This window comes from Rahnella inusitata, from assembly GCF_003263515.1.
Taxonomy (GTDB): domain Bacteria; phylum Pseudomonadota; class Gammaproteobacteria; order Enterobacterales; family Enterobacteriaceae; genus Rahnella; species Rahnella inusitata.
This window is the reverse complement of sequence record NZ_JYDE01000015.1, coordinates 20,431-35,308: the sequence shown is the minus strand read 5'-3', so window position 1 is coordinate 35,308 and position 14,878 is coordinate 20,431. Positions and strand designations below refer to the sequence as shown.

11 protein-coding genes are annotated in these 14,878 nt (G+C 53.7%); 5 read left to right on the top strand and 6 right to left on the bottom strand.

Features of this window, described 5'->3' with window-relative positions; all coding sequences use genetic code 11:
- Positions 1–370 precede the first annotated feature (370 nt).
- On the top strand, positions 371–2,986 hold the full coding sequence (gene pepN / locus TU92_RS08850; protein WP_112166321.1) for an aminopeptidase N: 2,616 nt from the start codon (positions 371–373) through the stop codon (positions 2,984–2,986).
- Between the two features lie 70 nt (positions 2,987–3,056).
- Here the strand turns inward: pepN and ssuB are convergent, their stop codons facing one another.
- From ssuB to ssuE, 5 genes are read right to left on the bottom strand one after another with little or no spacing between them, the layout of a single operon-like run.
- Entirely contained in the window at positions 3,057–3,839 is a 783-nt protein-coding gene (gene ssuB / locus TU92_RS08845) for an aliphatic sulfonates ABC transporter ATP-binding protein (RefSeq protein ID WP_112166319.1), read from the bottom strand.
- A complete protein-coding gene (gene ssuC, locus TU92_RS08840; RefSeq protein ID WP_112166317.1) occupies positions 3,836–4,627 on the bottom strand; it encodes an aliphatic sulfonate ABC transporter permease SsuC in 792 nt (263 codons plus the stop codon). Before ssuC ends, ssuB begins: the two co-directional genes overlap by 4 nt.
- Positions 4,628–4,638: 11 nt before the next feature.
- Positions 4,639–5,793, bottom strand: coding sequence for an FMNH2-dependent alkanesulfonate monooxygenase (ssuD, locus tag TU92_RS08835; protein WP_112166315.1), 1,155 nt, complete (start codon positions 5,791–5,793; stop codon positions 4,639–4,641).
- Between the two features lie 58 nt (positions 5,794–5,851).
- Positions 5,852–6,832, bottom strand: a complete 981-nt coding sequence (locus tag TU92_RS08830) for a sulfonate ABC transporter substrate-binding protein (protein ID WP_112166313.1) — start codon at positions 6,830–6,832, stop codon at positions 5,852–5,854.
- A 17-nt stretch (positions 6,833–6,849) separates the two neighbouring features.
- The gene (ssuE, locus tag TU92_RS08825) at positions 6,850–7,431 is read right to left on the bottom strand and encodes an NADPH-dependent FMN reductase (protein ID WP_112166311.1); all 582 of its coding nucleotides are present in this window, start codon (positions 7,429–7,431) and stop codon (positions 6,850–6,852) included.
- Positions 7,432–7,747: 316 nt separating this feature from the next.
- Here ssuE and pyrD point away from each other — a divergent pair, with 316 nt between their 5' ends.
- Positions 7,748–8,758: a quinone-dependent dihydroorotate dehydrogenase gene (gene pyrD / locus TU92_RS08820; protein ID WP_112166309.1), complete on the top strand. Its 1,011-nt coding sequence runs from the start codon at positions 7,748–7,750 to the stop codon at positions 8,756–8,758.
- A gap of 187 nt (positions 8,759–8,945) precedes the next feature.
- The gene (locus TU92_RS08815; protein WP_112166653.1) at positions 8,946–9,494 is read left to right on the top strand and encodes a cell division protein ZapC; all 549 of its coding nucleotides are present in this window, start codon (positions 8,946–8,948) and stop codon (positions 9,492–9,494) included.
- A gap of 68 nt (positions 9,495–9,562) precedes the next feature.
- Here TU92_RS08815 and TU92_RS08810 read toward each other — a convergent pair whose 3' ends face one another.
- Positions 9,563–10,666 carry a YcbX family protein gene (locus TU92_RS08810; RefSeq protein ID WP_112166308.1) on the bottom strand — a complete coding sequence of 368 codons (1,104 nt, stop codon included), beginning with the start codon at positions 10,664–10,666 and terminating at the stop codon, positions 9,563–9,565.
- A gap of 110 nt (positions 10,667–10,776) precedes the next feature.
- Here TU92_RS08810 and rlmKL point away from each other — a divergent pair, with 110 nt between their 5' ends.
- Positions 10,777–12,897: a bifunctional 23S rRNA (guanine(2069)-N(7))-methyltransferase RlmK/23S rRNA (guanine(2445)-N(2))-methyltransferase RlmL gene (rlmKL, locus tag TU92_RS08805; protein WP_112166306.1), complete on the top strand. Its 2,121-nt coding sequence runs from the start codon at positions 10,777–10,779 to the stop codon at positions 12,895–12,897.
- A gap of 5 nt (positions 12,898–12,902) precedes the next feature.
- A complete protein-coding gene (locus TU92_RS08800; RefSeq protein ID WP_112166304.1) occupies positions 12,903–14,807 on the top strand; it encodes an ABC transporter ATP-binding protein in 1,905 nt (634 codons plus the stop codon).
- The last annotated feature ends 71 nt before the right edge of the window (positions 14,808–14,878 follow it).

Genomic DNA, 14,878 nt, shown 5'->3' with positions numbered 1-14,878 from the left:
CCGCCAAAGAACCCTCATCACATCATAATTGTCCGTGACGGGTCGAGGCCAAAATGTGCTCACAGGCGGGGTGTACGGTGATTTGCGCTAATTTGCGCAATAAATAAGGCACAAATTGATTACATTTGGTGAGGCGGATAAGTCTTCCTGGTGGACAGCGCGAACAAAATTCTGTGTTTTGGTTGAAAGGTGCGCATACGAACTCACAACCTTGCAACAATCTGGGATTTCCTGATGCCTGTGTTAGAGTTTAGAGAGAAAGTATGAAGGTCGCGTCAGGTTCTGTGCAGCCCTGTGCTGATGACAGGAACACCCTTCAACGCCATAAATCGTCATCACCATAAACTATGAAAACGCCAAAAGGTTTTTTATGACTCAACTGCCGCAAGCCAAGTTCCGCCACGATTACCGTGCGCCGGACTACACCATCACGGATATCGACCTTAATTTCGAGCTTGATGCACAAAAGACGGTCGTGACGGCCATCAGCCAGATCAAACGTCTGGGCGCAGAAGGGGCTTCCCTGACGCTCAACGGTGAAGACCTCCAGCTGGTCAGTCTGAAAATCAACGGTCAGGACTGGCCGAAGTATCAGTTACAGGAAGGCACTTTGGTGATCGACGGCCTCCCGGAAGCATTTGAGCTGGCGATTGTTAACGAAATTCATCCGGCGAAAAACACCGCGCTGGAAGGCCTATACCTGTCCGGCGACGCGCTGTGTACCCAGTGTGAAGCCGAAGGTTTCCGCCACATTACCTATTATCTCGATCGCCCTGATGTGCTGGCGCGTTTCTCCACCCGCATCGTGGCCGATAAAGCCCGCTATCCTTACCTGCTGTCTAACGGTAACCGTATCGACCAGGGCGAACTGGAAGACGGCAAGCACTGGATCAAATGGCAGGATCCGTTCCCGAAACCTTGCTACCTGTTTGCGCTGGTGGCGGGTGATTTCGACGTGTTGCGCGATACCTTTAAAACCCGTTCAGGCCGCGATGTGGCGCTGGAGTTGTTTGTTGACCGCGGCAATCTTGATCGCGCCGGCTGGGCGATGGAATCCCTGAAACAATCCATGAAATGGGACGAAACCCGTTTCAATCTGGAATACGATCTCGACATCTTCATGATTGTCGCGGTTGATTTCTTCAATATGGGCGCGATGGAAAACAAAGGCCTTAACGTCTTTAACTCCAAATACGTGCTGGCAAAAGCCGAAACCGCCACCGACAAAGATTACCTCGGTATTGAAGCGGTGATCGGCCATGAATACTTCCACAACTGGACCGGTAACCGCGTGACCTGCCGCGACTGGTTCCAGCTGAGCCTGAAAGAAGGTTTGACCGTTTTCCGCGATCAGGAATTCAGCTCCGATCTCGGATCGCGCTCGGTTAACCGTATCGATAACGTCCGCGTCATGCGTGGCGCACAGTTTTCTGAAGATGCCAGTCCGATGGCGCACCCGATCCGTCCGGATAAAGTCATTGAAATGAACAACTTCTACACCCTGACGGTGTATGAGAAAGGTTCTGAAGTTATCCGCATGCTGCACACCCTGCTGGGCGAAGAGAAATTCCAGGCCGGTATTCAGCTGTATTTCGAACGTCATGACGGCAGCGCAGCGACCTGTGATGATTTCGTGCAGGCAATGGAAGATGCGTCCAATGTCGATTTGTCGCTGTTCCGCCGCTGGTACAGCCAGTCCGGTACGCCAGTCCTGACCGTGCGCGACGACTATGATGTTGAAAAACAGCAGTACACGCTGACCGTCAGCCAGAAAACGCCGCCGACGCCAGATCAGACCGAAAAGCTGCCGCTGCACATCCCGCTGGATATCGAGCTGTATGACCCGCAGGGCAACGTCATTGCATTGAAGCAGGATGGTCAGATTGTCAGCAACGTGCTCAACGTGACCGAAGCTGAGCAGACTTTCATCTTCGAAGACGTGGAAGCGCCGCCGGTGCCTTCTTTATTACGTGAATTCTCCGCGCCGGTGAAACTCGATTACAAGTGGGGCGATCATCAGCTGACCTTCCTGATGAAGTACGCGCGTAACGATTTCGCCCGCTGGGATGCGGCTCAAAGCCTGCTGGCAATTTACATCAAGCTGAACGTCGCGCGTCACCAGCAAAAACAGCCGCTGTCTCTGCCGCTGCACGTGGCCGATGCGTTCCGCGCGGTATTGCTCGATGAGAACATCGATCCGGGCCTGGCGGCGCAGATCCTCACGTTGCCGTCGGATAACGAGATTGCCGAGCTGTTCGACATTATCGATCCCGAAGCGATAAGCGCCGTGCATGAAGCGATTACCCGCTGTCTGGCCACCGAAATGGCCGATGAGTTCCTTGCCGTTTACAACGCTAACCGTCTGCCGGGCTACCGCGTGGTCCATGAAGATATCGGTAAACGTACCCTGCGTAACACCTGCCTGCGCTATCTGGCCTTTGCCGATGTGACGCTGGCCGATCAGCTGGTGAAAACTCAGTTTGAGCAGGCAGACAACATGACCGATTCTCTGGCCGCGATGTCTGCGGCGGTTTCTGCGCAACTGCCTTGCCGCGAGGCGCTGATGGCGGCTTACGATGAGCGCTGGCATCACGACGGTCTGGTGATGGATAAATGGTTTATCCTGCAAGCCACCAGCCCGGCTGCCGACGTCCTGCAGAAAGTACGTTCATTACTGAATCACCGCTCGTTTAGCATGGGCAACCCGAACCGCGTACGTTCTTTGATTGGCGCATTCGCTTCTGCCAATCCTTCTGCGTTCCACGCAGCGGACGGCAGCGGTTATCAGTTCCTGACCGAAATGCTGACGGATCTGAACACCCGTAACCCGCAGGTGGCGGCACGTATGATCGAGCCGTTGATTCGTCTTAAACGTTACGATGCAGGCCGTCAGGCGCAGATGCGCAAAGCGCTGGAACAGCTGAAAGGGCTGGAAAATCTGTCCGGTGATTTGTTCGAGAAAATCACCAAAGCGTTAGACGCGTAATCAAAAAACAGAAATGACAAAGGGCGATGGAAACATCGCCCTTTTTACATCCAAAGATCTCAAAAATACGTTATCGCTGCGCCCGTTTCGCCTCCAGTGAAACCGTCGGCGCAGGCTGTGGCGTCAGAACGCGCTCCAGCACTTCGGCTTCCAGCTCTGCCAGTCTTACCGACCCCTTACGGCGTGGGCGCGGCAAATCTACCGTCAAATCCATCCCAATCTGCCCCTGATCAATAAGGATCACCCGGTCGGCGACCGTTACGGCTTCACTGACATCATGCGTCACCAGCAGCACGGTAAAATCATGCTGCTGCCACAGGCGTTCGATCAAACTTTGCATTTCGATACGCGTCAGGGCATCCAGTGCGCCGAGCGGTTCATCCAGTAACAACAGGCGTGGACGATGGATTAACGCACGCGCCAGCGCCACACGCTGTTTTTGTCCACCTGACAGTGCCGAAGGCCATTCATCGGCGCGATCCGCCAGTCCGACCTCTTCCAAAGCCGCCAGCGCGGCTTCACGCCATTTGCCTTTTAAGCCCAGCCCGACGTTATCGATCACTTTCTTCCACGGCAGGAGACGGTCATCCTGAAACATCAGCCGCGTATCGTCACGCACCTGACTGAGCGGGGCGCTGGCGCTGAGCAGTTCGCCCTGCGTGGTTTTTTCCAGACCGGCGAGCAGGCGTAATAACGTACTTTTCCCGCAGCCGCTGCGGCCAACCACCGCCACGAACTGGCCGGGCGGAATGCGCAGATTGATGTCATTGAGCACGGCGCGGTTGCCGTACTTTTTAGTGATGCCGGAAAGCGTAACCGGCGTGCCTTGCGGGATACGTGCAGGGGCGCTCATGCGGCGTCTCCTTGTTTTTTCTGATAAGCGGGGTGCCAGCGCAGCCAGACACTTTCCAGCTGGCGGGCTAAAATATCGGCCAGTTTGCCAAGGATTGCGTACAGCACGATGGCGACCACGACGACGTCAGTTTGTAAAAATTCGCGCGCATTCATGGCCAGATAACCGATCCCTGAATTGGCAGAAATGGTTTCAGCGACGATAAGCGTCAGCCACATGAACCCGAGCGCAAAGCGGACGCCGACCATAATCGACGGCAGCGCGCCCGGTAACACCACCTGAATGAACAACGGGAAACCGGATAAACCATAGCTTCGCGACATCTCCAGCAGGCCGCGGTCAATATTGCGGATGCCGTGATAGGTATTGAGGTAAATCGGAAACAGCGTTCCCAGGGCGACCAGGAAAATTTTGGCGGTTTCATCAATGCCGAACCACAAAATCACCAGCGGGATCAGCGCCAGATGGGGAATATTGCGCAACATTTGCAGGGAACTGTCGAGCAGGCGTTCGCCCCAGCGGGAAAGCCCGGTGATAAAGCCGAGCAGCAAACCCAGGCTGCCGCCGATAGCAAAACCGGTCAGTGCGCGGAAGGTGCTGATTTTCAGGTTTTGCCACAGATCGCCACTCTTCGCCAGTGTCCAGAACGCCTCGACCACCGCGCTGGGCGCGGGAAGAATGCGGTTGGATAACCAGCCCGCTTCGACGGCAAGCTGCCAGCCGCCGATCAGCGCCACCGGTACAATCCATGGCAAAATACGGTCTAACCAGCGTTGTGATGAGGTCATGTCTGTTCTCCTTAATGCTGGCTGGCGACTTTTTTGTTGGCAAAGTCGTGAGCAACCAGTTCACCGCGCGGCAAAATAGCTTTCTTCACCACCTGCTCATCTTCCGGTTTCGCCAGATCCAGATGCGGGAACAGCAACTCGCTGACGCGGTAGGCTTCTTCCAGATGCGGATAACCGGAGAAAATAAAGGTGTCGATGCCCAGATCGGCGTATTCCTGCATACGTGCCGCCACGGTTGGACCGTCGCCTACCAACGCAGTGCCTGCGCCGGTGCGTACGAGGCCGATGCCAGCCCAAAGATTCGGGTAGATTTCCAGTTTGTTACGATCGCCGCCGTGCAACGCCGCCATACGGTGCTGTCCAACGGAATCAGTTTTGGCAAATGCCGCCTGTGCGCGTTGAATGGTTTCATCATCAATGTTGGCGATAAGGCGGTCGGCGGCCTGCCAGGCTTCTTCATTCGTTTCGCGCACAATCACGTGCAGACGGATCCCGAAGCGCACCGTACGACCATGGGCAGCGGCTTTCGCACGAACCTGATCAATTTTTTCTTTCACCGAAGCCGGTGGCTCGCCCCATGTCAGATACAACTCGACCTGTTCTGCCGCCAGATCCTGCGCTTCCTCAGACGAACCGCCGAAATACAGCGGCGGGCGAGGGTACTGAACCGGCGGATGCATCAGGCTCGCGCCTTTAACCTGAATGTGTTTGCCTTCGTAATCCACCGTTTCGCCTTCCAGCACGCGACGCCAGATGCGGGTGAATTCGGCAGAGGCTTCGTAACGCTCTTTGTGATTAAGATGAAGACCTTCAGCGGCCAGCTCAGCCGGATCGCCGCCGGTCACCAGATTAAACAGCGCGCGGCCACCCGACAGCCGGTCGAGCGTTGCCGCCTGACGCGCCGCCAGCGTCGGGGAGATAATCCCCGGACGCAGCGCCACCAGGAATTTCAGCCTCTGGGTAACGGAAATCAGTGAGGCGGCTACCAGCCATGAGTCTTCGCATGAACGGCCAGTAGGCAGCAGCACGCCGCCGAATCCTAAGCGGTCGGCCGCTTGTGCGATCTGTTGCAGATAACCGTGGTCAACGACGCGCGCACCTTCTTCAGTGCCTAAATAGCGACCGTCGCCGTGGGTAGGTAAAAACCAGAATACGTTAAGACTCATAGGGTTACTCCTCTCTCGTTCGTTTCCGCTCGTGGGTGGCGGTTAAATAGTCGGATATTCAGTCCGCTTGTACTGTCGGTTTCCAGATGCGGTCTTTGATTTCGACCTGCTTTGGCAAAATATGGTTTTCGTAGAACAGATCGGCGGTTTGCTGCTGGCGCTTTTCCGTTTCAGCACTGACGGGCGTGATGGGCAAATCCGGCAGATGATCCAGATACGACGCCACCACTTTTTCCGGCAGGCCCATCGACTGGGAAAGCAGCTTGATGCTCTGGTCGCGATCGGTTTTGGTCAGCGCATTCGCCTGCGTTAACACCGTCAGAACCTGCTGGATAAACTGCGGATTGGCTTCGGTATATTTTTTCGGCGCAAGATAGAAGGAACCGGTCTGATGCAACGATGAACCGTCCGTCAGCACCCGGACATTTCCCTGAACCTGTGCGGCGGAGTAGTACGGATCCCAGATGGCCCAGGCATCGACGTCATGCTGCTGGAAGGCCGCGCGTGCATCGGCGGGCGTCAGATACACCGGCTGGATATCGCTGAGCTTAAGCCCCGCCTGTTGCAGGGCGCGGATCAGTAAATTGTGCGAGCTGGAACCTTTCTGGAAGGCAACTTTATGACCTTTCAGATCGGCGACGCTTTTGATCGGGCTGTCGTTATCGACCAGAATGACTTCTGCTTTTGGCTTTGGCGGTTCCGAGCCGATATACAACAAATCTGCGCCCGCTGCCTGCGCGAACAGCGGTGGCAAATCACCGGTGCCGCCTAAATCAATACTGCCGACGTTAAGTGCTTCGAGAATTTGCGGTCCCGCAGGGAATTCGATCCAGGTGATTTTGGTATCGGGAAAACGCGTTTCCAGCAGTTTGTGCGATTTCGCCAGCACCAGTCCGACAGATCCTTTTTGGTAAGCGATGCGCAGCTGCTCCGGCGCTTTTTCTTCTGCTCCGGCGTACGCGCTGAGCAGAAGGCTGGTCAGCAAACCGGCAACTACCGGCAGGCGGCGTAGTGATGACAAGGAGAATGACGCAGTCATGGTGAATTCCTTTTTAGTCAGACGCGCAAAACTTGCGCTGAAAGAGAGGCTGCGGAGTTCGCAATAGGCCGGCGGCGGCTGAGTGCCAGATAAAAGTTTTCCAGGGATTCGTTCAGGCGCCCGGCAAGGGCCGGGTCCAGCGTCGCAGGGAAGGTGTGATAATCAGTAATCAGGCTGTCATCGGCGAACACACCCTGCAAAACCTCCTGCGCTTTCAGCGAGGCGAGGACCGGCTTGAGGGCATAATCCACTGCCAGCATGTGGCCGATAGAACCGGCAGTCGCCAGCGGCAGTACAACTTTGTGGTCGAGTGCGCGTTCAGGCAGTAAATCCAGCAGCGTTTTCAGTGCGCCGGAAAACGACGCTTTGTACACCGGCGTGGCGACGATCAATCCGTCTGCGCTCGCCAGTTCGGCAATCAGTTGCTTGAGCTGCGGGCTGGAGAAATTTGCGAATAGCAGATCATCAGCGGAGAAATCCTGAAGATTGTAGGTAAAAACTTCCACACCACGGCTTGCCAGCCACTGGTGGCTGAGCGCCAGCAGGGAAGAAGAGCGGGACGGCTGTCGGGGGCTGCCTGCCAGGGAAATAACGCGCATGTTTATTCTTCCTTATAACAATATGTTATAGAACCATCATTTTTCTTAACAAAGTGAATTAAAACTAGCAGGCAACGCAGTGGGAGCGGAAATCTCAATTTTGGCTATTCATAGTCACAAAACGGATAAAGAAGGCAGCCAGGCAGGCGCAGGGGGAAACACAGAAGGACGTAAAACGTGAATCGAAAGTAAATAGAAAGTAATCGTTTGCGCATAAACGCATTTATTGCCACAAATGGCCGGTTATCGTTTCCAATTGGCCGACGGTTAGTCGATAATACCGCCCCGTCTAGCCACCGGGAATCCAGGAGTCTCCATGTATTACCCTCTTGTCAGGAAAGCACTGTTTCAGCTCGATCCAGAGCGCGCCCACGAGTTAACCTTTCGTCAGCTGAGCCGCATTTCCGGCACTCCCCTTGAATTTTTGATCCGCCAGTCTGTCCCAACCAAGCCTGTCAGCTGCATGGGATTATCTTTTAAAAACCCATTAGGTCTGGCCGCGGGTCTGGATAAAGACGGCACCTGTATTGATGCGTTTGGCGCAATGGGCTTTGGATTTGTGGAAGTGGGCACCGTTACGCCGCGTGCGCAGGACGGAAATGATAAGCCCCGTATATTCCGTATTGTTGAAGCAGAAGGCCTGATTAACCGCATGGGCTTTAATAACCACGGCGTCGATAATCTGGTCAATAACGTCAAGAAATCCCGTTTTGGCGGTATCATCGGCATTAATATTGGTAAGAATAAAGATACCCCGGTTGAGCAAGGTAAAGATGATTATCTGACCTGTATGGAGAAGGTATATCCACATGCGGGCTATATTGCGGTGAATATTTCATCGCCAAACACGCCGGGATTACGTTCGCTGCAATACGGTGAAGCGCTGGATGATTTACTGGCGTCGATCAAGAATAAGCAGCTTGAACTTCAGCAGCGTCACCAGAAATATGTCCCGGTTGCCGTGAAGATCGCACCGGATCTTTCACAAGAAGAACTGATCCAAATAGCCGACAGTCTGGTGCGTCATAATATGGATGGCGTTATTGCGACCAACACAACGCTCGATCGCAAACTTGTTCAGGGACTTAATTATTGCGAACAAGTGGGTGGCCTCAGCGGACGTCCGGTGCAGCTGCGCAGTACAGAAATCATCCGCATGTTGTCGAATGAATTACAAGGTCGCCTTCCTATTATTGGCGTCGGCGGGATTGATTCTTTAACCGCAGCGCGCGAAAAAATGGCGGCGGGTGCGTCTTTAATTCAAATATATTCCGGATTTATCTTCAAAGGCCCGCGTCTCATCAAAGATATTGTTACCCATATCTAATCTTTTTCATCCTCAGGACGAGTCAGGGGTTTATTTATCAACCCGGCTCGTCTATATTTTGTCCACTGACCTTAATTAAGACTCAGGATTTGTCTGATTTCTTTTCATTATAAAAAATTCTATTCTTAACGGAGTAGCAGGTAATGAAGTCAGATTGGCGGGCATTGAGGGTGAACAGGATGACGAAATGAAAATCAAACCAGATGATAATTGGCGTTGGTATTTTGATGCTGAACATGACCGGCTGATGCTGGATCTGGCCAATGGCATGATTTTTCGTTCCCGTTTTCCGGCTAAAATGTTAACGCCTGACGCGTTCGGCGATATGACATTTTGCGTTGATGACGCCGCGTTATATTTTGATTTCGAAGAGCAATGCAAACAGATTAAACTCGGGGCTGAGCAACGCGCAGAATTAGTATTAAATGCCTTAGTCGCTTATCGCTTCTTAAAACCCCTGATGCCTAAGAGCTGGCATTTCAGTCAGCAGGTTCATCCTTTCCAGCCAGGTAACGGACAACTTGCCCAGGTGCAGGTGATGGAAAGCGGTGAGCAGGCCACATTACTGATTGTGGAATCCGGTGACAATGCCAGCCTGTGCCTGCTGGCGCAGGAAAGGCTGACTGTGGCCGGGCGCGGAATGGTTCTGGGTGATGCGATTAAGATTATGCACGATCGTCTGATGCCAGCCGTTGTCCGCACCAGCCATCGCGACCTGTACGATCAGGCGGTTTAATCCTTTATCTTTTGGGTTGAATCAAATATTGATAAAGCCGCCTGACCTTCCTGCCAGTTTCAAATATTCTAGCCGAGCACGATGTCTGATGCCGGAATACAGCTGCATGCCAAAATCGTCCCGTCTTTTCCCACTGCGCTTTCTTTGAGCGGCGAAACCTGCCCGTTTTGTAGCGTCATTTTACAGGCTCCACAAATTCCCGCCCGGCAGGAATAAGGGATGCGTAACCCCTGTAACTCAAGCTGTTCAAGTAAAATCTGCTGATTGTTGCCGGTAAATTCTGTGCCCTGATAATTAATTGTCAGAGCCTGTGCGCTGCCTTTAGGTGCTTCAATGCTTTCTACCACGTCACCGGCGCCATAAGGGCGGGGTGGTCTGGTGGCCAGCACCTCCACGTTATCGCCTGCGCGTATCACGCCGGTATTACGGGCAATCATGTTCTGACCGAAATCAACATCGCCATCGCTGGCCGTACGGTAACTTTGCAGCGTTTTCAGCGGTTCACCGCCGGGATGCTTGCGCCCCTTCTCAATGCTGACCGTCGTGAAAATACAGCGACTACAGGGTTTGACCAGATCAAAAATAACCTCGCCGATCCGGATCGTCTGCCAGGTATCTTCGGCATAAGCCTCAGCGCCGCTGACCACAATGTTCGGGCGAAATTGCTCCGTTCTGACGCCGACCGGACAGCGACCTTGTAAATCCAGCATGGAGGCTTCATTAATCAACAGATACGGGAATCCGTCGGCAAACGACAGTGGCACGTCAGGGTGTTTTTTTACCCGACGGGTCGGTTCTTCACCGACCCAGCGCAGTTGCACCTCACGCTTTAAATAACCACTTAACCAGCGATTTACCGGTTCTGGCGCGATGAGTGAGGTAAACTGATTGCCCCAGACTTCTGTCGGCGCGTTCTGACCATTGAATTCAGCGAATTTGACACTGATGCTGTCGCCTTCTGGTGCGGCAATCATCAGGCCATCGGGTAACAGAACCGGGGTGAACAACACCAGATTCGGATACTGCCGGGCAGTAATAAACATGCCCTGAGGATCCGTCAGCATAAACTGGCGGTCAAACGCCAGACCCGTCGCCGTGACCAGCGCATGTGAAACTTGCAGGCCGCGCATGGATTTTATCGGGTGAACAAATAAACGTGAAAGAATGGGCACTTAATATCGCCTCTCTGATTTTTGATCCTAAAAGAGAACCAGAGACTTTATGACAAGCGCCCGGGATTAGCTATAATGCGCAACTATTTTATTTTTGGTGATATGTCGATATGAACTCTTTGTTTGCCAGCACGGCGCGTGGACTGGAAGAACTGTTAAAAAGCGAACTGGAAACGCTGGGTGCGCAAGCCTGCAAAGTTGTGCAGGGAGGGGTGCATTTTGAAGGTGACGATCGCCTGATGTATAAAAGCTTGCTGTGGAGCCGTCTGGCTTCGCGCATCCTTCTGCCTCTGAACGAATTCAAAGTCCACAGTGACTTAGACCTGTATATGGGCGTGATGGCGATCGACTGGCCGGAAATTTTCAGCGTCGATAAAACCTTCGCGGTCCATTTCAGCGGCCTGAACGACGAAATTCGCAACAGTCAGTACGGTGCACTGAAAGTCAAAGATGCCATCGTTGACAGCTTTACCCGCAAAATGGACGAACGTCCTAACGTCGCGAAGCAGTTGCCTGACATCCGCGTTAACGTCTTCCTGCAACGTGACACCGCCAGCGTGGCGCTGGATCTGAGCGGTGAAGGCCTGCATCAGCGCGGCTACCGTGATCTGGCCGGACAGGCACCGCTGAAAGAAAACCTCGCAGCCGCGATCGTGATGCGTTCCGGCTGGCAGTCGGGCACACCGATGCTGGATCCGATGTGTGGTTCCGGTACTTTGCTTATCGAAGCGGCCATGATCGCTGCCGATCGCGCGCCGGGCTTGCATCGCCCGCACTGGGGTTTCACCGGCTGGAATAAATTTGATACCGAACTGTGGCGTGAACTGACAACGGAAGCGCAGGTACGCACCCGCCGCGCCGTGCAGGAAACCACCTCGCGTTTCTTTGGCTCTGATATCGACAGTCGTGTGATCGAGATGGCGCGCTCCAACGCCCGTCGTGCGGGTGTTTCAGAGTTGATCAGTTTCGAAGCCGCTGAAGTCGGTAAACTGGTGAATCCGTTACCTGAAGGCCCGACCGGCACCGTCATCAGCAACCCGCCATACGGCGAGCGTCTGGAAAGTGAACCGGCGCTGATTGCGCTGCATAACCAGCTGGGCCGCATCATGAAGATGCAGTTCGGCGGCTGGCAGCTGTCTCTATTCAGCGCATCGCCTGAATTGCTGAGCTGCGTGCAATTGCGCGCCGACCGCCAGTTCAAAGCGAAAAATGGCCCGCTGGAATGCGTGCAGAAAAACTATCAGCTGTCGGAAAATCCGACCGGCGCTGCGGGCGTGCAAATGGCCGAAGATTACGCCAACCGTCTGCGCAAGAACGTCAAAAAACTGGAAAAATGGGCCAAACAGCAGGGGATCGAATGTTATCGCCTGTATGACGCCGATTTGCCGGATTACAACGTGGCCGTCGATCGCTATGGCAGCAAAGTCGTGGTTCAGGAATACGCACCGCCAAAAACGGTTGATGCGCAAAAAGCCCGTCAGCGTCTGTTCGACGTGATAAATGCTACGCTCTCCGTGCTGGATGTTTCATCCAGCCAGCTGGTGTTGAAAACTCGCGAACGTCAGAAGGGCACCAACCAGTACGAAAAATTGGCGCAGAAAGGTGAATTCCAGCTGGTTGAAGAGTTTAATGCCAAGCTTTGGGTGAACCTGACCGATTATCTCGATACCGGTTTATTCCTCGATCACCGCATCGCGCGTAAAATGCTGGGCGAGATGAGTAACGGTAAAGACTTCCTTAACCTGTTTGCTTACACCGGCACCGCCAGTGTCCATGCAGGTCTGGGCGGCGCACGCAGCACTACCACCGTAGATATGTCCCGTACTTATCTGGAGTGGGCGGAGAAAAACTTGCGCGTTAACGGCCTGACCGGTCGTCAGCATCGCCTGATTCAGGCGGATTGCCTGTCTTACCTCGGCATGTGCGACGAACAGTTTGACGTGATCTTTATCGATCCACCGACGTTCTCTAACTCCAAACGCATGGCCGAAAGTTTCGACGTTCAGCGCGATCATCTTTCATTAATGAAAGATCTGAAGCGTATCCTGCGTCGCAACGGTACCATCATGTTCTCCAACAATAAGCGCGGTTTCCAGATGGATCTCGACGGACTGAGCAAGCTGGGTCTGAGCGCGAAAGAAATCACCAGCCAAACCCTGTCACAGGATTTCGCCCGTAATCGTCAAATTCATAACTGCTGGCTGCTGTCCCATGCTGGCGAGGAAAAATAAAGTTTATGTCGTTAATTAGTATGTCAGGTGCCTGGCTGTCATTCAGTGACTCGCCGCTGTTGGATAACACCGAATTGCACATTGAGCCAAACGAGCGCGTTTGCCTTGTTGGCCGTAACGGCGCCGGTAAATCGACGCTGATGAAAATTCTGAACCGCGAAGTGCCGCTCGATGACGGGCGCATCGTGTACGAACAGGATCTGATTGTGGCGCGTCTGCAACAGGATCCGCCACGTAACGTTGCCGGTACCGTGTTTGATTTCGTCTCTGAAGGCGTATTTGAGCAGGCTGAGCATCTGAAGGCCTATCACGCCATTTCGCATCTGGTCGAAACTGACCCGAGCGAAAAGAACATGAACAAACTGGCGCAGGTGATGGAGATCCTCGATCATCAGGGCCTTTGGCAGCTCGACAGCCGGATCAACGAAGTGCTGTTGAAACTGGGGCTGGATGCGGATACCGAATTGAAATCTCTGTCCGGCGGCTGGCTGCGTAAAGCTGCGCTGGGCCGTGCACTGGTCAGCGCGCCGCAAATCTTGTTGCTCGACGAACCGACCAACCACCTGGACATCGAGAGTATCGCGTGGCTGGAAGACTTCCTGAAAGAGTTTCAGGGCAGCATCATCTTCATTTCCCATGACCGTTCTTTCATCCGCAATATGGCGACCCGGATTGTCGATCTCGATCGCGGTAAACTGGTGTCCTATCCCGGCAACTACGAAGCTTACCTGCTGGCGAAAGAAGAAGCGTTGCGTGTTGAAGAACTGCAAAATGCTGAATTCGACAAGAAACTGGCGCAGGAAGAAGTCTGGATCCGTCAGGGCATTAAAGCGCGTCGTACCCGTAATGAAGGCCGCGTTCGTGCTCTGAAAGCGTTGCGTAAAGAGCGTTCAGACCGTCGTGAAGTGATGGGCACCGCCAAAATGCAGGTTGTTGAAGCCTCAACGTCCGGCAAGATTGTCTTCGAAATGGAAGATGTCAGCTACGCGATTGCCGGTAAGCAGCTGGTAAGCCACTTCTCTGCACAAGTCATGCGCGGTGATAAAATTGCGCTGGTAGGTCCGAACGGCTGTGGTAAAACCACGTTGCTCAAACTGATGTTAAGTCAGATTCAGGCCGACAGCGGCCGCGTTCACTGCGGTACCAAGCTGGAAGTGGCTTACTTCGATCAGCATCGTGCCGAACTTGATCCTGAACGTACCGTGATGGATAACCTTGCCGAAGGTAAACAGGAAGTCATGGTCAATGGTCGTTCCCGCCATGTGCTGGGTTACCTGCAGGACTTCCTGTTCCACCCGAAACGCGCAATGACGCCGGTGAAAGCGCTGTCAGGCGGCGAACGTAACCGCCTGCTGCTGGCTAAATTGTTCCTGCGTCCAAGCAACCTGTTGATTCTCGATGAACCGACCAATGACCTGGATGTGGAAACGCTGGAGCTGCTGGAAGAGATGATCGACAGCTATCAGGGCACCGTGATGCTGGTGAGCCATGACCGTGAGTTCGTCGATAACTCGGCGACAGAATGCTGGATTTACGAAGGCAACGGTGTGATCAATAGCTATGTGGGCGGCTATTTTGATGCGCAGCAGCAGCGCCGTAACCAGAAGCCAATCCGTCAGGTTGCGCCGACCGAAAGTAAGCCGTCTGCACAACCTAAAGCAGAACCGGCCAAACGCACGGCGAACAAGCTCAGCTATAATCAACAACGTGAGCTGGAACAATTGCCTCTGCAAATCAGCACACTGGAAGAGAAAATTGAAGCACTGCAACAGCAGATGAGCGATGCGAACTTCTTCACACTTCCTCATGAAGAAACTCAGCAAGTGCTTGCCGCTTTCGCTGCGGCAGAGCAGGAATTAGAGCAGGCGTTCGAACGTTGGGAAGCGCTGGAAGCGCAGAAAAACGGCTAACACTGTACGCTTATCGGTAACCGGTCTAATGGATAACCGGTTGCCGATATCTTTGGCCTTTCCGCTATTGA